Source organism: Prevotella bivia DSM 20514 (assembly GCF_000262545.1).
Taxonomy (GTDB): Bacteria; Bacteroidota; Bacteroidia; order Bacteroidales; family Bacteroidaceae; genus Prevotella; species Prevotella bivia.
In genome coordinates, this window is sequence record NZ_JH660659.1 from 227669 (window position 1) to 244782 (window position 17114).

Below are 17114 nucleotides of genomic sequence, written 5' to 3' on the forward strand. Positions count from 1 at the left end.
ATTAAGTATACACCGCTATGAAAATCGTTGCTGCATTCGATTCTTTTAAAGGATCGTTATCAGCCCAAGATATTGTTACGATTGTGGGAAAGGCTGTAAGAACAACTCTTCCTAATGCCACAATCACAGAACTACCTCTTGCCGATGGTGGTGAAGGCACTACTGAAGCTTTGGCACATTATCTAAATGCTTCATGGCAAATATGTAATGCTCACGATGCACTTATGCGCCCTATCACCACGAAATATGCTATTAGCAGCAATGGCACTACTGCTATTATGGACATGGCATCTGCTGCTGGGCTAACCCTCCTATCCTCTGAAGAACGCAACCCTATGCTTACTACCACGTTTGGTGTTGGAGAAATGCTAAAAGATGCTATATCCAAAGGCTGTAAACACATTCTTTTAGGCATAGGTGGCAGTGCCACTAATGATGCTGGTATAGGAATGTTAGCCGCTTTGGGAGTAAAGTTCTATGATAATCACAAGCGTGAGGTAACCCCTATTGGGAAAAATCTCAAGCTTATTAGCTCGGTTGACTTGAGTAAGATAATCAACTTAAAAACAATTACTATAGATGTAATTTGTGATGTAACCAATCCCTTATACGGACCAAATGGCGCTGCCCATATATATGCAAAGCAAAAAGGAGCAAACAGCACCGAAATTATAGAACTAGACAATGGACTACGCCACTTTGCCACATTATGCACAACTAATCCTAACACAAGCGGAGCTGGTGCTGCTGGAGGATTAGGATATGCGCTTCTATCACTCAATGCAAACCTAAAAAATGGTGCAGAGATCGTTCTCGAAACGGCTCAACTAGCCCATCATATACAAGATGCCGACCTAATTTTCACGGGTGAGGGAAAGATAGACGAACAAACGCTTTGTGGCAAACTGCCTTTTGCAGTTCTTCAGATGGCAAAGCATATCCAAAAACCTGTCATAGCGTTAGCTGGATGCGTAGAAAACAAAGACAAATTGCTTACAGCAGGATTTAAAGATGTACAAAGTATCAATGCGCTTTACAATCCAAACGTACCTATTACAGAGCTAATGAAAACCTCTGTGGCTGCAGAAAACTTATACAACACTGTGGTACTGATACTAGATAAATACAGCCAATAACTCGCAAAAAGATCCTAAACAATAATTACACAATTACTGTTTAGGATCTTTTTTATTGTTATTTATGATAAGTTTCATACACTATACTTGTCATTTACACATATATTTTTTATATTTGCACATCACAAACTTATTGTGCAAAGAATAATTTTAGGATATAAAGGACAATGTCTATATCAAAAACAAGACAAACCTTAGTGGATGTAGCACGCCAATTATTTGCTAAGAATGGCATTGCTAACACCACTATGAACGACATAGCCAAGGCTTCTGGTAAAGGACGACGCACACTTTACACCTATTTTAAGAGTAAAGACGATGTATATTATGCTGTGATAGAAGCCGAACTAGAACGACTATCTGACAAACTTGACGAGGTAGCCGCTAAGCATAGTAGCCCACAAGACAAAATCATTGAGCTTATTTATACCCACCTTTCTATGATTAAGGAAACTGTAATTCGTAACGGTAACTTACGTGCAGAGTTTTTCCGAAATATTTGGATGGTGGAGCGAGTGCGTAAAAAGTTTGATGAAGACGAAATAGAACTCTTCAAAAAAGTTTATACAGAGGCTAAAAATGATGACGAGTTTGATATAGATAATGTGGAGCTAGTTGCAGAAATTACCCACTACTGCATTAAAGGACTTGAAGTTCCATTTATTTATGGACGAATAGGACATGGGTTAACAGAGGAAACTAGTAAGCCTGTTGTTGCAAAAGTAGTATATGGTGCGCTAGGCAAAGCAGGTATGAAAAAAAAAGGATCATTAATAATAAACAAATAAAATAACAAACAGAAAATGGGATTATTAACAGGAAAAACAGCCCTTATTACAGGTGCTGCACGTGGTATTGGTAAAGCTATTGCATTAAAATATGCACAAGAAGGTGCAAACGTAGCATTCACCGACCTATTTATCGATGAAGAACACGGTGGTCTTGAAACCGAGAGAGAAATTCAAGCACTAGGTGTTAAAGCAAAAGGCTATGCTAGCAATGCAGCTAACTTTGATGAAAGTGCTGAAGTTGTGGCTAAAGTAAAGGAAGAGTTCGGTTCTGTAGATATTCTTGTTAACAACGCAGGTATTACCAAAGACGGTTTGATGCTTCGTATGACAGAACAACAGTGGGACGCAGTTATCGCTGTAAACTTAAAGAGTGCATTCAACTTTATCCATGCTTGCGTACCAGTAATGATGCGTCAACGTGGTGGTTCTATCATTAATATGGCAAGTGTAGTAGGTGTTCACGGTAATGCTGGACAAGCCAACTATGCAGCTTCAAAAGCTGGCTTGATTGCCCTTGCTAAGAGCGTAGCTCAGGAAATGGGACCTAAGGGTATCCGTGCAAATGCTATTGCTCCCGGCTTTATCGACACTGCTATGACTCAAGCATTGCCTGATGAAGTGCGCAAAGAATGGGCTTCTAAGATTCCATTGCGCCGTGGCGGTACTGTAGACGATATAGCTAACACTGCTGTTTACCTAGCTTCTGACCTATCTAGTTATGTTTCTGGACAGGTATTGCAGGTTGATGGCGGTATGAATATGTAATTTATAACTATCACATAAGGTGGTTTTAGGGTACTTTAAAAATAAATTCTTCCCTAATAACCGCCTTTTTTCATTTTGAAGTGGTCATCACTTCAGCAAACACACATTGAGGATCTAATAATTAAAAAGCTATGAACGTTGTTTACGAAGATAACCATCTCATCATCGTATATAAAGAAGCAGGTGAGATTGTACAAGGGGATAAAAGTGGAGATGAGCCACTATCAGAAATGGTAAAACGGTGGATTAAGGAGAAATATCAGAAACCAGGCAATGTTTTTCTTGGTGTGGTACATCGCCTTGATCGCCCCGTAGCAGGACTAGTTATCTTCGCACGCACATCAAAAGCACTTACACGCCTTAACGAGATGTTTCGTAATGGCGATATTCATAAAACTTATTGGGCTATTGTACAACAGCCACCAATAGAATCAGAGAACACGCTGACCGATTGGTTAGTACGCAACACACAGCAAAACAAGAGTTATGCTTACAATATGCCAGCACCAATGGCAAAAAAATCGATATTGCACTACAAGACCATTAGTAGCACAGAAAGATATACGTTATTAGAGGTTAACCTTATGACGGGTCGCCATCACCAAATTCGGTGCCAACTTGCAAACATAGGATGCCCCATTAAAGGTGATTTGAAATATGGTGCTGCACGCTCCAATCCCGATGGAAGTATCTGTCTGTTAAGTCATAAAGTGGAATTTGTTCATCCTGTTTCTAAAAAGAAAATAAAAGTAGTTTCTCCCCTACCTATGGACAATCTTTGGCAAGCCATCAACCCAAAGAATGAAGCCGAAGGAGTAACAATTACAGATTAAAGCATCTATTAAATAGCAAAGGATTATCTGTCTTATAGTAAAAGGTTACCTATCAACTAATAAATGAGCATCTTTTACTTTGATTTTTAATTTATTTTTGATTTTAAAATAAGCTAAAATTTATAGAAAAATAAATTATTTTTGAGTTCAAAAGTTCATCTATTTCATCATAAGAGATGAACTTTTACATAAAAAGAGGTAACACCTTATCACTAAGAAGCTTACCTCTTACTTTTGCTTGAAATTGATTTTGCTCTAAAGAAAACAATCTTAAAAATGTGGATAGACGATATTTTATAAGTACATTTGCAAATATGAAAAGTGAAACTTTAAAAGGAAATCTATACGCAATATTATCAGCCTCCACGTTTGGAACAATCCCCTTGTTTTCTGTTCCGCTCATGAAGGCAGGATTTGCCTTACCCTCTGTTTTAATATATAGATATGCTTTTGGTTGCATCTTTATGCTTGCAGTATTGCTATTGCTAAAGAAGAATATGCGCATTGATAAAAAAGAAGCACTAGAAATAGCTTTCTGCTCCCTACTATACACCGCCTCTTCCATCTGCTTGTTTGAGGGATACAACTATATGCCAAGTGGTGTAGCAACAACTTTGCTCTTTTCTTACCCCGTATGGACAGAACTTTTGCTTATCATTTTTGTGCATGAGAAACTCACCTTACGCATTAGCTTTGCTATCATTTTTGCAGTTTTGGGAGTAGCTTTTTTAGGAGGAATAGCCAACTCTACAGGAGCTTACCCCATACAGGGTGTACTTTTTGAGCTGGGTTCAGGATTATGCTATGCTGTTTATATGGTAATTTTTCCTCGTATGAAAATTTGCCGAGTACCTGCACTAAAAGTAAATTTTTATATATTCATTGCAGCTATGCTCTATCTGCTTATTTATTCGGGCATTACAACAGGGGGTATTCAAAGATTAGATAATTGGGAAGCTTGCCTATCACTTATCTTACTAGGGCTTATCCCTACCACCATCAGCAACTTGGCGTTGGTCAAAGCTATGCGCTTTACATCTTCGGCTAACGTAGCTATTTTGGGTGCTTTCGAACCGCTAACAGCAATAATAATAGGTATATTCCTACTGGGTGAACCTCTTACGCTATCCATAAGCATAGGCATCGTGCTTATCATTGCCGCTGTAAGCAGTTTAATCATTCATGGCAACAAGTTTTTGTCGTATTATAAACTAAGTAGTCTCATCTTCCATAAACGACATACAAAACGAAATGAAACATAAGATTTGGTTGTATATCCTAGCTATTTCTATTGTATTTCTTTGGGGTGCTACCTTTGTGAACACCAAAGTGTTATACAATGCGGGACTTCATCCACTTGACATATTTATTATTCGCTTCGTTATAGCTTATCTTTGTATATGGACAATATCACCAAGAACACTATGGGCAAACTCGTGGCGCGATGAGTTGAATATGGTTTGGCTAGGCATTACAGGAGGATCGCTCTACTTCTTAGCCGAGAACTATGCTGTAGGTTTATCGCTCGTAACAAATGTTAGCTTCTTAGTATGCACGGCTCCACTTGTTACGGTGATTTTAGGCTTAGCTTTCGTAAAGAGCATAAAAGCAAGCTGGAAATTGATATTAGGTTCACTAGTTGCTGTGATAGGCGTGGGATTAGTCATTTTTAATGGACACTTCGTATTACATCTTAATCCTTTAGGCGACTTTTTAGCCCTTGTAGCCTCCTTTGCATGGGCTATTTATTCATTACTAATGAAGAAAATATCCAATCAATATTCCGCCATATTTATCACTCGTAAAGTATTCTTCTACGGTCTTGTAACCGTACTTCCCATATATCTTTTTGAACCATGGACAACATCATGGAGTATGCTCTGTGAACCTAAAATATGGATTAATCTCGTATTTTTAGGTGTTATAGCCTCATTTGTATGCTTTTTGCTTTGGGCATGGGTAATTGCAAAGATAGGAGCTATGAAGGCTTCCAACCTGATTTATTTAAACCCAGTATCTACCTTCGTAACGAGTGCCATCTTCCTAGATGAACCTATAACGATCATGTCGTTCTTGGGTTCTGCCTTTATCTTGCTTGGAGTAAGCATTGCCAATAAGGCTAAGGGAATATAACAATCGTGATTTAGGTAAAAAATAAAACAACTAAACAATAAAAGAATAAAATATGACAAAGACAGTTTTAGTAACAGGAGCCACTAGTGGCATTGGTGAAGCATGTGTCAGGCGCTTTGCAAAAGAAGGTTATAGAGTAATTATTGCTGGAAGAAATCGCAATAAGCTGACCGATCTTGGTAAAAAATTAATGGAAGATGGTGTGGAAGTACTTGGCTTAGAGTTTGATGTTCGCGACCATATTGCTGCAGAAAAGGCTATTAACAGTATGCCTGAAGAATGGAAAGACATTGATGTACTAGTAAACAATGCAGGTTTGGCACTTAGCTTGGACAAAGAATACGAGTTAAGCATTGAGGAAATGGAAACAATGGTGGACACAAATATCAAGGGCTTATTCTTCATGACGAAACTAATAGTACCGGGTATGGTACGTCGTAACAAGGGACATGTCATTAACATAGGCTCATTAGCTGGCGATGGTGCTTACGCTGGAGGAAGTGTTTACTGTGCAACAAAAGCTGCTGTTAAAATATTAAGCGATGGTTTACGCATTGATGTTGCCGATACTAAGATACGTGTAACAGATGTTAAACCTGGCTTAGTAGAAACCAACTTCTCGAATGTTCGCTTCCATGGCGACAAAGCGAAGGCTGGTAATGTTTATAAAGGCATTACTCCTCTGTCTGGAGATGATATTGCCGATGTTGTATTCTATGCAGCAAACGTCCCTGAACATGTACAAATAGCAGAAGTGCTTGTAACTGCTACACACCAAGCAAATAGTTATGTTGTAGCACGTAACAATCAATAAAAAACGCGAGTTCGGTGATAGCATTATCATCGAACTCGCATTTCAATATTCAATAAGCAACTACTGTACCGAGTTTTATATCCTCGTTTGCTTTCACCTTTATCTAAAAGCAAATACCAATTGTCTACCTGCCAATACAGCAATAAAGCCTAAAGCAAGGCTAGCAAACACATAGAGCAGCGACATTGTGAAGTTATCATTCTTTATAAGTGAAACATTCTCATTCATAAAGGTAGAAAAAGTTGTAAATCCACCACAAAGACCTGTTGTAAGAAGAAGTCGTGTAGAAGGATTAATACTATGATTTTCTGGAAGTGTAGAGAACACACCGATAAGAAAACACCCTAAAACATTTACAGCAAAAGTTCCCAACGGAAAAGCTCCAAACACAGAGAGTTTTAGCAGTTGCGAAATAAGATAACGCAAACCGCCACCAAAGAAACTACCCATTCCTACTATAAAAAAATCTTTTATCATCTTATATTTTATTTTTTGTTCTACAATAAAATGCTATCTATATAGGAATAAAATCCTATTCTTATAGTATAAGAAAATATTTAGGCATAAAAAAAAGGGATCATCCCCCCTATAAAAGAAAAAACGGCTGAGCAACCGCTCTACCGTTATCTCCGAAAAACATCCGTCTCGCGACGTCAATTTTCTACAATCTTTACCTAAAATATAACTAAAAACCTAAATCTATTACTAACCTAAACAATTTTTCTATAATCCTGAGCAATCTTGATTACCTAGAACTAATATCTATTAGAATATTTTCTAGTGCCAATTGATTTGGCTTATTTCTTAATTGCAATGCAAAGGTACGATCTTTTATAATACCTCGCAAGCGTTTGAATAATATTTTTTATCAAAACGCTTATTTATTGACATAAATCAAGCAAAATAACAAGAAATCAAGCATTTTGTTTACAACTTTAATATTTCTCATAATGCGCCCTACAACATTTCTATTTAAAGAGAGAAATGTTTGTTATGCAACAATTATATATTAAGATTGACTATCATTCTTTGTGCTAAAGCATATAGGAAAAGTGCAGAATGAGGTATAAAAAATAGTCTATCTACTTCAAAATATAATAATGAATAGTTACCTTTGCATAAGATAGGCTGCATTCAGCAATAATCAAGCAAGCTTGTACTGTACTATCGTTAGAAACAATATAATAATTATATAAATGAAAATTCATACCCTTATATGCTCAATGATGATAGGACTTTGTAGCCCTACAATGGCACAAACACATGATGTAACTTTAAAGATTGTCGAAACTTCTGATGTACATGGAGCTTTTTTCCCATACGATTTTATCACCCGATCGCCCAAGAGTGGCTCAATGGCAAGAGTGAGCACGTATGTTAACCAATTAAGAAAAGAGAATGGGAAACAGAACGTTTATTTGCTTGATAATGGGGATATCCTTCAAGGGCAACCTATTTCTTACTACTATAATTATGTAGCTAAGGATAAAGAAAATATTGCAGCTTCGGTGCTAAACTACTTAAAGTATGATGCGGCAACCGTAGGCAACCATGATATAGAGACAGGGCATAATGTTTATGACAAGTGGTTTAAAGAGCTAAAAATGCCTATTTTAGGTGCAAATGTTATTAATAAGAAAACTAACAAACCCTATCTTTCGGAATATTATATTATCAAAAAAGAGAATGGAGTTAAGGTCGGTGTAATAGGAATGATAACACCTGCTATTCCAAACTGGTTGAAAGAGAGTATATGGAGTGGACTTGAATTCAAGGAAATGGTAAGTTGCGCCAAAGAAACGATACAAAAGATGAAAGCAGAAGAACACCCTGACGTGATCATTGGGCTATTTCACTCTGGCTGGGATGGTGGTATTGTAACATCAGAATATGCAGAAGACGCTTCTAAAGAAGTGGCTAAACAAGTACCTGGATTTGATATTGTTTTCTTCGGACACGACCACACGCCTCACAATTCAATGGAAACATCTGTTACAGGTAAGCAAGTAATATGCTTAGATCCTGCCAATAATGCTCAAAAGGTAGCAGTAGCTACTATCACACTTTCTAGTAAAGGCAAAGGCAAAAAGAAAACTTTCTATGTAAAAAATATCAGTGGGGAACTTATAGATATTAGGAATTTAGCAATTGACACGACATATACTAACTACTTTGAAAAGAATATAGAGGAGGTAAAACAATGGAGCGATAAGGTTATTGGAAATTTCCAAAACACCATATATACTAAAGATTCCTACTTTGGCAACTCTGCATTTAATGATTTAATCTTAAATCTTGAATTAGAAATTACTAAAGCTGATATAGCGTTCAATGCGCCCCTACTCTTCGATGCTTCTATCAAAGCTGGTCCTATAACAGTGGCGGATATGTTCAACCTTTATAAGTTTGAAAACCAACTATGTACAATGAAACTCACTGGTAAGGAAATTCGCAACTATCTAGAGATGAGTTATGACCTATGGGTGAACACCATGAAGAGTCCTGACGATCACCTTTTGTTGCTAGCCGATACCAAAAACGATGCACAGCGATTAGGTTTTAAGAACTTTTCATTTAATTTTGACTCTGCTGCAGGTATCGATTATACCGTTGATGTTACCAAACCAAATGGACAGAAAGTTGCTATCCTACAGATGAGCAATGGTGAGAAGTTCGACGAAAACAAATGGTATACAGTAGCGGTAAATAGCTATCGCGCCAATGGTGGTGGCGAACTATTGACCAAAGGAGCAGGCATTCCTCACGACCAACTCACGAAACGTATCATCTGGGAAAGCGAACGCGATCAGCGTTTCTATCTGATGCAAGAGATAGAAAAGGCAGGAACTATGAATCCTAAAGCAAATTCTAATTGGAAATTTATACCTGAAAGTTGGACAATACCTGCTGCAGCAAGAGATAAGCAACTACTCTTTGGAAAATAAATTCTCACAGAGTGTTTATTAGCAGGACTACACATTAATATATAAGGTATACGCCATGAAGTATTGGTTCATATTTTGTAAAACCGACATTATACTCGAGAAGAGAGGTGATACTTATACCATCCCATACGCAGAAGAACCGCCTGTACCTACTCGCCCATGGACACATATAATGGATATTACACCAACTGAAGACGGTACAGAGGTAAAGGCTTTCAAGATTGATGAAGCAATCACGAATGATCCAAGATATGAAATGTGTGGACTACGTGCTTCCTTTTACAAACTTTCCACAGAACTTTACTTGAAAGCAGGAAAGTGCCAAGAGCTACTTTATTGGGATCAAAATACAATATTTTGTGGTGTATGTGGTAGTCCGATGAAAATGCACACAGAAATATCCAAACGATGTACTAACTGTGGTAAAGAGGTTTGGCCTCAATTAGCAACCGCCATTATCGTGCTTGTCCATCGTGGCAATGAAGTTCTATTAGTACATGCTCGCAACTTCAAAACCAATTTTTATGGACTTGTTGCAGGTTTTGTAGAGACAGGAGAAACTTTAGAAGAGGCTACACACAGAGAAGTATTGGAAGAAACGGGGATAGAAATAAAGAATTTACAATATTTTGGTTCACAACCATGGCCATACCCTTGTGGATTAATGGTAGGATTCTTTGCAGAATATGACGGAGGAAGCCTTCAATTACAAAGAAGTGAGCTATCAAAGGGCAATTGGTTTCATAAAGATAGCTTACCAACGATTCCCGAACCTCTCTCTATAGCTCGTATGATGCTTGATCACTGGTTAGAAAATCAATAATCAAATAAATAAAATCTTTTAAGAGTATGACTTTTTTATCTAAAGCATTAGGATTTAATCCTAAGCAGATGAAACTCCGCACAGAGATTATTGCGGGAGCTACAACGTTTTTAACTATGAGCTATATCTTAGCTGTTAACCCCGCAATCTTATCCTCTACGGGTATGGATAAAGGTGCTCTTTTCACAGCTACAGCTTTAGCTTCGGCAATAGCAACTCTCTTACTTGCCTTTATGGCTAAACTACCATTCGCCCAAGCACCATCTATGGGATTGAATGCGTTCTTTGCATACACCCTTTGCCAAACGATGGGATACTCGTGGCAGAATACCCTTGCTATCATGGTCATTGAGGGTTTGGCTTTCATTCTTATAACTTTCTTTAATGTAAGAGAGAAGATCCTCGATTCTATCCCTAACAATCTGCGTTTTGCTATTTCTGCAGGCATCGGTATGTTTATCGCCTTTATCGGACTTAAAAATGCTGGTATTATCGTAGCAAAAGAAGCTACTTTTGTAGGGTTAGGAGCTTTTACGCCAACTTGTATCTTAGGTATCATTGCCATTTTGTTAAGCGGTGCACTCATGGCAAATAATGTTAAAGGATCACTATTCTGGAGTATTATTATCACAACAGTGATTGGTATTCCGATGGGGGTTACTACATTCAACGAAGGGTGGCTCCCTGTTTCAATGCCACAAGATATCTCACCTATCTTCTGTAAATTCGATTTCACTGGCTTATTTAGTTTGAAGACAATCCTTGTGGTATTCTCTTTGCTATTAGTGAATATCTTTGATACGCTAGGTACACTAATGGGATTAGCTGATAAAACAGGTATTGTACAAGAAGATGGAAGCATTCCTCACGTGAAAGAAGCAATGATGAGCGATGCTATCGGTACTACTATTGGTGCAGCACTAGGTAGTTCTACTATCTCTACCTATGTAGAAAGTGCTAGTGGTGTAGCAGAAGGTGGTCGATCAGGAATGACTTCTTTTGTAGTAGGTATTTTATTTATCCTAGCATTGTTCCTCTCTCCTATATTTATGATTATTCCAAGTGCTGCTACTAGTGGTGCTTTAGTAATGGTAGGTGTGTTGATGCTTGATTCTGTTAAGAAGATTAACTTAGATGATATTTCAGAATCATTCCCTGCTTTCATCACAATGATAACTATGGTGCTTAGCTATTCTATAGCAGATGGTGTTTGCCTCGGTATCCTAGCTTTTGTTATTATGAAAGCTTGCACTAAGAAATGGAAAGATCTCAATTGGACTCTTTTTATACTTTCTATTCTATTTGTACTTTATTTCGTTAATAATTAGGAAGTTAGTTTATCACAAAGTAGCAAAATTTACACATTCTATAACTTAAAGAAAAGTGCATCTACCCTATAGATGCACTTTTTTCTTCAAAAGCTTTGGTAAACAATAATTTTTTATTACCTTTGCACCCGCAAAAGAGAAACAACATCTCGGGCGTTTAGCTCAGTTGGTTTAGAGCATCTGCCTTACAAGCAGAGGGTCGGCGGTTCGAATCCGTCAACGCCCACTTTTAAGGGTAGTTTCCAGAGTGGCCAAATGGGGCAGACTGTAAATCTGCTGCTTCTAGCTTCGGTGGTTCGAATCCATCACTACCCACAAAAGAGTATCATTCTTTCGAATGATGCTCTTTTTTATAATATACTCTGGATCAGTAGAAATAGTGGGTCAGCGGATTTTTCCAGTTGGTAAAGCAAAGTACTAAGCATAAAGTTTTGCCAGTCTATACATAAAAACTTTATATATCCGACTCCTCTAAATTGTGTTCTAAATGCTTTTATCTTCGCATTAAATGACCCCGCAGAAGCATTTGTCAATCTATCCTGAAAGTAGTTTATAATGGTTTGATAATGATTTTTAAATGTATCTATCACCTTATTAAATTGGTTGTTACCTAATTTTTCTACTTTATTATACCATCTTGCTAAATTAAGTTTTGCTTCTTCAGGTTTTGATTTTTTGTTATACAAATTAATTAGTTCAAGATATACATTATATGCCTTTTGTAAGTCAGAAAACTTATCAAAAAGTATATATGCTCTTCTTGTTTGTTGTTCATTCCATCTTGAATAATGCCGAGAAGTATTGATTTTTATTTGAATATTTTTAGTTGAAAGTTTTGGTAGTTAAAAATAAAACACTACCTTTGCACCGCATTTAGAAAGATGTTTGGTAATTCGGTTTACAATACCTTTCAAGGAAGGATGGGTGAGTGGCTGAAACCACCAGTTTGCTAAACTGACGTGCGGGTTACCGTACCGGGGGTTCGAATCCCCCTCCTTCCGCATTATTGGCAAATTTCTAATTGCACTTTGGTCGATTCATCTAACGGTTAGGATACAAGATTCTCAATCTTGGCATAGGGGTTCGATTCCCCTATCGACTACTAGGAGCTACGTTTTGTAGTTCCTTTTTTGTATATAACTAAATTTCTACTGAGCCATAATTAAATTTGGTTCTTCCGAAATTTGGAGTGATGAACCATAATCCGGGTCAGTAGAAATTTAGTGGGGATATCCATATAGTTTACTTAATCTAAAAATAAAGAATTTTTTATCCGTAACTCCTCTTAGATTGGCTCTGAATAATTTTATTTTTGAGTTAAACGATTCTGCTGCCGCATTTGAAGCTCTGTTGTTATAGAAATTGAGTATATCATTATAATGTTCATAGAATGTTGCAGCAATCACATTAAAGGAATGAAATCCAGCTTCTTCTACCTTATTATACCACTTAGCCATACTTAGTCTTGCAGCATCTTTAATAGTATTTTTAGCAAAAATCATCCTTAACGAATGACATAGTCCATATGCTATCTTGAGTTTGGGGTATTCTCTAAATAATATTCTAGCTCTCTGTTTTTGTGTTGTAGTCCATTTATCAGCAGACTTAAATAGTAAATACCTACTCCTTGCCAATAACTCTTTACGCGTATCTCCATTTTCATAAATAAATGGTTCGTATTTTTTACCCTCTAATTTAGCATTTTCCATATCATCAGTGGCTTCCTGTATTGCATCCCATCTATAATCTATTCTTATCTGTTGTACTGCATCACAGGCTAACTTTTGGATATGAAATCTATCAATAACTCTTTGAGCTTTAGGAAAACAATGATGTACAATTTTACGCATTGTATCAGATAAATCTAAAGTAACTTCTTCTACTTGTTCTCTTTGTTGTTCATCTATTTTATCTAATATCTTACAGACTTCCTCTGATTTTGTACCTGCCACAATAGCTATCAAACAGCCTTCTTTACCGTGTTTATCACGATTAGTAACGAGGGTATATAATTCACCATTCGAGAGAGCCACCTCGTCAATAGCAAGAAACTTACCTATATTCTCGGAAAACATACCCATTTATCAGCATGGGACAACTGCTCCCAATCCCTATAACCACTTAAAGTTTCCTTGTATTGCTTCTCAAAAGTATGTCCATTTATATGATAAAATTCCTCAAGCGTACGGCAGGTCACGGGGGATGTCTCCATACGTTTCTTTTTAAAAAGCTCCGAACTCTTTACTATAACGAGTTCCAGAGGAAGTAAGATCTATGGGTAAGGGCAAGGAGAAGCTTTTACCTGTACGGGTATCAACCCAGCGACGACGGCGAAAGGAAAGAATTACTTTATGATCACGAATAGGAAAGTCCGTTATATCAACTACTGCCATAAAACCTTTTGATTCAAAGTGGAGGTCATGGAGAAGTTCCGTTTCCATCTTCTCATCTAAATAAATACGAAACAAGGTAGAATCCTTTTCTATCCTAACTATTGAAAAATACCGAAGGACTTCGCTGGGAAGAACTAACTCGGCTAACTGATAAAGATATTTCTCTTCCATAATACAAAGGAAAGAAAAATAAAACAATTATGAAAATATCCCCCACTAAATTTCTACTGAGCCCATAATCCCTTATATTCATATAGTTACGAAGTAATAGCCTCCACTAAAAGCTTATAAAAAGCCATTTTACAAAAACAAAAAATCATAATTCAGGATTTTCTAAAGTCGGCGTCGCCGAACTGCTGTGCGACATCGTTAAACCCTTCTATATAAAAGTGTTGTAATGGAGACTTGTTTTCTTCTACGACAATGTTGATTGTATCTATCACTCCAAATCCCTGATGAACCTTAAATTTGTATACCTAAAAGTACAAAAACTTTAGGAAATAGCAAAGCTCTGGCTTGAGAAAGTCGGAGCTTTGTGCAAAAAAAGAGGGGGTGTCAGTTTTGACACACCCTCATTTTACTAAAATTCATATATGATTTTATCTTCAAATATTACTTTCCTAAGCCTTTATATTCTTGATTCAAACCTTTTACTACATCATTAGTAATATTGTAAGCTGGATCTGCATAAAGAAGATTATCACCACTCTTAGCAAGAACGATAGAATATTTACGATCCTTATTGAACTGCTTTAAATAGTTGTGTACGCTATCAGATAAAGCTTTGTTATACTTAGCAATCTCGCTCTGATATTCTGCCCCCAAACGCTGTTGTAAAGCATCAGCATCTTGAGCTTGTTTCTGAATACTAGCTTGAATTTGTTGTGCTTGTACTTGTGTGTACTTATTAGCTTGAACATTCTGCTGAAAATTAGCAGCAGCAGCTTGCAAAGCCTTTTGCTTACCTGCTAGTGTTTTTTGAATATTAGCTTCTTTGGTCTTGATAATTTTCTCAACATCTTTCCAATAGGTATATTGACTCATAATAGAGTCAATTTCTACATAAGCAATTTTTTGTCCTCCAGTTGGAGCTGCTGCTGATGTATTAGCAGATGAGTTATCTGCAGTATCGTTCTGTTTTGGCTGATTGTTACAAGCAGTAAATGCTAATGCTGCAAGTGAGCAAAGAGCAATGTTTTTAAATACTTTCTTCATTGTTGTCTATATTTTTATTTTTGTTTTTGTAATAAAAACTTCTCCTTATTAATATGCCATATCTCGCATACGTGCTTTTTTATCTTGATCAAGCACACAATGTATTCCTTTTTTTCTAAGGTACTCGTTATCATGAATATGTTGTGATTTAAAAGAACCATTCTTTTTTACTAAAACACGGATACTCAAGAGTACCATAGCTATAGCAATTATTAACAGAGTATATAATAATGTTACTAACATTTTATTTATCTTTGCATTGTAATTATCCGCAAAGTTAATATAAATCAGTAACACAACAAAATAAAGCATAATAAAATATGGCAAATGTAGAATTAAAACCTGCAAACGTTTTTGAACAGTTTGCAAAGATTAATCAAATTCCTCGTCCTTCAAAGCATGAGGAGAAAATTAGAACTTATCTTAAAGATTTCGCTAAGGAACACAACCTACCTTTCAAAGAAGACGAAACTGGCAATATTCTCATCTGTAAGCCTGCTACTTCAGGCATGGAAGATGTTCCCACAGTAATACTTCAAAGTCATATGGATATGGTTTGTGATAAACTTGTCGACGTTGACTTCAATTTTGACACAGATCCTATTCAAACTTATGTTGATGGCGAATGGCTAACAGCAAAAGGTACTACTCTTGGTGCTGATGATGGCATCGGTTGTGCGATGGAGCTTGCTTTGCTTGATGCTAACGATGTTAAGCATGGTCCTATAGAGTGTTTGTTCACTGTAGACGAAGAGACAGGTTTGACTGGTGCTTTTGGCTTACAAAAAGGTTTTATGACAGGCAAATATTTGATCAACCTCGATTCAGAAGATGAAGGGGAAATGTTTGTAAGTTGCGCTGGTGGTATTAATACACAAGCATCTTTCAAGTTTACTCGTGAAGAGGCACCTACTGGCTATTTCTTCCTTGAAGCTAGCCTTAAAGGATTAACAGGTGGACACTCTGGCGATGATATTAATAAGAAGCGTGCTAACGCTATTAAGATACTTTCTCGCTTCTTGTATATGCAACAAGACAAGATGGATCTTCACCTAGCACAATGGTACTCTGGCAAGATGCACAATGCTATTCCTCGTGATGGTAAGATTATCTTTGCTGTTCCTGCAGATAAAAAAGATGAGGTAAAGGCTGATTGGAACACCTTCACTGCTGAGGTTGAAGATGAGTTCCACGTAACAGATACAGCTATGGAGTGGAATATGAGCAGTACAGATGCTCAGAAGGTAATGCCTAAGAACGTTTCTCGCAGTGTTATTCTTTCTTTACAAGCAGTTGACAATGGACCTTTAACTAATTGTCAAGACGAAGAATTGAAAGAATTGGTAGAAACTTCTAGTAATGTTGCTTCAGTCCAGTCTGAAGAAAATCAGATTGTGATAGTTTCTTCACAACGTTCTAGCGTTATGAGTAATCTTACCAATATGGCAAACTGTGTGAAAGCTTGTTTTGAACTAGCTGGTGCAGAAATCATTCAGAACGAAGGCTATCCAGCATGGAAGATGAACCCTAACTCTAAACTAACAAAGGTAGCTGTAGAACAATACCAAAAACTATTTGGAAAGAAGCCTTTAGTTAAAGGTATTCACGCAGGCTTGGAATGTGGTTTGTTCTCTGAAAAGTATCCTAATTTGGATATGGTAAGTTTTGGTCCAACACTACGTTATGTTCACACCCCAGAAGAGCGCTTGCTCATTCCTACCGTACAAATGGTTTGGGATCACTTGCTAGCAGTGCTACAAAATATTGACTAAATAAGACTCACACTCTATACTAAAGGTTTGTTATTTTCTTTTCGGAGACAATTAGAACCTTAACACTTTTAGCCCACTTAGTTTTAATTATCTGCTTAGATAATTCCCTAAGTGGGCTTTTAAATTCAGTAATTGGCACGATGTTTGTATTTTTATCGTCAGAAAT

15 protein-coding genes, 4 tRNA genes and 1 pseudogene are annotated in these 17114 nt (G+C 37.0%); 15 read left to right on the plus strand and 5 right to left on the minus strand.

Annotated features, from left to right (window positions below; all coding sequences use genetic code 11):
- The first annotated feature begins 17 nt into the window (after window positions 1-17).
- The 7 genes from PREBIDRAFT_RS01625 to PREBIDRAFT_RS01655 all read left to right on the plus strand — a co-directional run bounded on the left by PREBIDRAFT_RS01625 (window position 18) and on the right by PREBIDRAFT_RS01655 (window position 6472).
- Window positions 18-1136, plus strand: a complete 1119-nt coding sequence (locus PREBIDRAFT_RS01625) for a glycerate kinase (protein ID WP_004337766.1) — start codon at window positions 18-20, stop codon at window positions 1134-1136.
- Between the two features lie 167 nt (window positions 1137-1303).
- Window positions 1304-1924, plus strand: a complete 621-nt coding sequence (locus PREBIDRAFT_RS01630; protein ID WP_004337765.1) for a TetR/AcrR family transcriptional regulator — start codon at window positions 1304-1306, stop codon at window positions 1922-1924.
- 15 nt (window positions 1925-1939) lie between these two features.
- Complete coding sequence (gene fabG / locus PREBIDRAFT_RS01635) at window positions 1940-2692, plus strand: 3-oxoacyl-[acyl-carrier-protein] reductase (RefSeq protein WP_004337764.1); 753 nt, start codon at window positions 1940-1942, stop codon at window positions 2690-2692.
- 131 nt (window positions 2693-2823) lie between these two features.
- Window positions 2824-3525: an RluA family pseudouridine synthase gene (locus PREBIDRAFT_RS01640; protein WP_004337763.1), complete on the plus strand. Its 702-nt coding sequence runs from the start codon at window positions 2824-2826 to the stop codon at window positions 3523-3525.
- A 314-nt stretch (window positions 3526-3839) separates the two neighbouring features.
- Window positions 3840-4787 (plus strand): DMT family transporter, encoded by a 948-nt coding sequence (locus PREBIDRAFT_RS01645; RefSeq protein WP_004339017.1) that lies wholly within the window; start codon window positions 3840-3842, stop codon window positions 4785-4787.
- Complete coding sequence (locus PREBIDRAFT_RS01650) at window positions 4777-5658, plus strand: DMT family transporter (protein WP_004339020.1); 882 nt, start codon at window positions 4777-4779, stop codon at window positions 5656-5658. The genes PREBIDRAFT_RS01645 and PREBIDRAFT_RS01650 overlap by 11 nt, the downstream gene beginning before the upstream one ends.
- A 52-nt stretch (window positions 5659-5710) precedes the next feature.
- On the plus strand, window positions 5711-6472 hold the full coding sequence (locus PREBIDRAFT_RS01655) for an SDR family NAD(P)-dependent oxidoreductase (protein WP_004337757.1): 762 nt from the start codon (window positions 5711-5713) through the stop codon (window positions 6470-6472).
- A gap of 99 nt (window positions 6473-6571) precedes the next feature.
- On the opposite strand, the gene crcB is transcribed toward PREBIDRAFT_RS01655, so the two are convergent.
- Window positions 6572-6949 carry a fluoride efflux transporter CrcB gene (gene crcB, locus PREBIDRAFT_RS01660; RefSeq protein ID WP_004337755.1) on the minus strand — a complete coding sequence of 126 codons (378 nt, stop codon included), beginning with the start codon at window positions 6947-6949 and terminating at the stop codon, window positions 6572-6574.
- Window positions 6950-7698: 749 nt separating this feature from the next.
- Between crcB and PREBIDRAFT_RS01665 the strand changes: the two genes are divergently transcribed.
- The 5 genes from PREBIDRAFT_RS01665 to PREBIDRAFT_RS01685 all read left to right on the plus strand — a co-directional run bounded on the left by PREBIDRAFT_RS01665 (window position 7699) and on the right by PREBIDRAFT_RS01685 (window position 11883).
- Entirely contained in the window at window positions 7699-9417 is a 1719-nt protein-coding gene (locus tag PREBIDRAFT_RS01665) for a bifunctional metallophosphatase/5'-nucleotidase (protein ID WP_004337754.1), read from the plus strand.
- 55 nt (window positions 9418-9472) lie between these two features.
- A complete protein-coding gene (gene nudC / locus PREBIDRAFT_RS01670; RefSeq protein ID WP_004337753.1) occupies window positions 9473-10240 on the plus strand; it encodes an NAD(+) diphosphatase in 768 nt (255 codons plus the stop codon).
- A 26-nt stretch (window positions 10241-10266) separates the two neighbouring features.
- Complete coding sequence (locus tag PREBIDRAFT_RS01675; protein WP_004337751.1) at window positions 10267-11568, plus strand: NCS2 family permease; 1302 nt, start codon at window positions 10267-10269, stop codon at window positions 11566-11568.
- A 151-nt stretch (window positions 11569-11719) separates the two neighbouring features.
- Window positions 11720-11794, plus strand: a tRNA-Val gene (locus PREBIDRAFT_RS01680).
- 7 nt (window positions 11795-11801) lie between these two features.
- Window positions 11802-11883 (plus strand) — tRNA-Tyr (locus PREBIDRAFT_RS01685).
- A gap of 35 nt (window positions 11884-11918) precedes the next feature.
- Here PREBIDRAFT_RS01685 and PREBIDRAFT_RS01690 read toward each other — a convergent pair.
- Window positions 11919-12386, minus strand: coding sequence for a transposase (locus PREBIDRAFT_RS01690; RefSeq protein ID WP_316928423.1), 468 nt, complete (start codon window positions 12384-12386; stop codon window positions 11919-11921).
- 96 nt (window positions 12387-12482) lie between these two features.
- On the opposite strand from PREBIDRAFT_RS01690, the gene PREBIDRAFT_RS01695 reads away from it, so the two are divergent.
- Both PREBIDRAFT_RS01695 and PREBIDRAFT_RS01700 read left to right on the plus strand, forming a co-directional pair.
- A tRNA-Ser gene (locus tag PREBIDRAFT_RS01695) sits at window positions 12483-12569 on the plus strand.
- A gap of 29 nt (window positions 12570-12598) precedes the next feature.
- Window positions 12599-12670: transfer RNA gene (locus tag PREBIDRAFT_RS01700), tRNA-Glu, on the plus strand.
- Between the two features lie 118 nt (window positions 12671-12788).
- Here the strand turns inward: PREBIDRAFT_RS01700 and PREBIDRAFT_RS01705 are convergent.
- The 3 genes and pseudogenes from PREBIDRAFT_RS01705 to PREBIDRAFT_RS01715 all read right to left on the minus strand — a co-directional run bounded on the left by PREBIDRAFT_RS01705 (window position 12789) and on the right by PREBIDRAFT_RS01715 (window position 15176).
- Window positions 12789-13780, minus strand: a pseudogene (locus PREBIDRAFT_RS01705) (ISAon1 family transposase).
- A 10-nt stretch (window positions 13781-13790) separates the two neighbouring features.
- Window positions 13791-14132 carry an ISAon1 family transposase N-terminal region protein gene (locus tag PREBIDRAFT_RS01710; RefSeq protein WP_004339028.1) on the minus strand — a complete coding sequence of 114 codons (342 nt, stop codon included), beginning with the start codon at window positions 14130-14132 and terminating at the stop codon, window positions 13791-13793.
- 441 nt (window positions 14133-14573) lie between these two features.
- Window positions 14574-15176 carry an OmpH/Skp family outer membrane protein gene (locus PREBIDRAFT_RS01715; RefSeq protein WP_004336191.1) on the minus strand — a complete coding sequence of 201 codons (603 nt, stop codon included), beginning with the start codon at window positions 15174-15176 and terminating at the stop codon, window positions 14574-14576.
- A 320-nt stretch (window positions 15177-15496) separates the two neighbouring features.
- Here PREBIDRAFT_RS01715 and PREBIDRAFT_RS01725 point away from each other — a divergent pair, with 320 nt between their 5' ends.
- Window positions 15497-16948, plus strand: a complete 1452-nt coding sequence (locus PREBIDRAFT_RS01725) for an aminoacyl-histidine dipeptidase (protein ID WP_004336194.1) — start codon at window positions 15497-15499, stop codon at window positions 16946-16948.
- Window positions 16949-17114 lie beyond the last annotated feature (166 nt).

Bases quoted from the DNA above. Each gene is read 5' to 3' on its own strand.
- PREBIDRAFT_RS01625 (WP_004337766.1), top strand. From the start codon at position 18: ATGAAAATCGTTGCTGCATTCGATTCTTTTAAAGGATCGTTATCAGCC.
- PREBIDRAFT_RS01630 (WP_004337765.1), top strand. From the start codon at position 1,304: ATGTCTATATCAAAAACAAGACAAACCTTAGTGGATGTAGCACGCCAA.
- fabG (WP_004337764.1), top strand. From the start codon at position 1,940: ATGGGATTATTAACAGGAAAAACAGCCCTTATTACAGGTGCTGCACGT.
- PREBIDRAFT_RS01640 (WP_004337763.1), top strand. From the start codon at position 2,824: ATGAACGTTGTTTACGAAGATAACCATCTCATCATCGTATATAAAGAA.
- PREBIDRAFT_RS01645 (WP_004339017.1), top strand. From the start codon at position 3,840: ATGAAAAGTGAAACTTTAAAAGGAAATCTATACGCAATATTATCAGCC.
- PREBIDRAFT_RS01650 (WP_004339020.1), top strand. From the start codon at position 4,777: ATGAAACATAAGATTTGGTTGTATATCCTAGCTATTTCTATTGTATTT.
- PREBIDRAFT_RS01655 (WP_004337757.1), top strand. From the start codon at position 5,711: ATGACAAAGACAGTTTTAGTAACAGGAGCCACTAGTGGCATTGGTGAA.
- crcB (WP_004337755.1), bottom strand. From the start codon at position 6,949: ATGATAAAAGATTTTTTTATAGTAGGAATGGGTAGTTTCTTTGGTGGC.
- PREBIDRAFT_RS01665 (WP_004337754.1), top strand. From the start codon at position 7,699: ATGATAGGACTTTGTAGCCCTACAATGGCACAAACACATGATGTAACT.
- nudC (WP_004337753.1), top strand. From the start codon at position 9,473: ATGAAGTATTGGTTCATATTTTGTAAAACCGACATTATACTCGAGAAG.
- PREBIDRAFT_RS01675 (WP_004337751.1), top strand. From the start codon at position 10,267: ATGACTTTTTTATCTAAAGCATTAGGATTTAATCCTAAGCAGATGAAA.
- PREBIDRAFT_RS01710 (WP_004339028.1), bottom strand. From the start codon at position 14,132: ATGGAAGAGAAATATCTTTATCAGTTAGCCGAGTTAGTTCTTCCCAGC.
- PREBIDRAFT_RS01715 (WP_004336191.1), bottom strand. From the start codon at position 15,176: ATGAAGAAAGTATTTAAAAACATTGCTCTTTGCTCACTTGCAGCATTA.
- PREBIDRAFT_RS01725 (WP_004336194.1), top strand. From the start codon at position 15,497: ATGGCAAATGTAGAATTAAAACCTGCAAACGTTTTTGAACAGTTTGCA.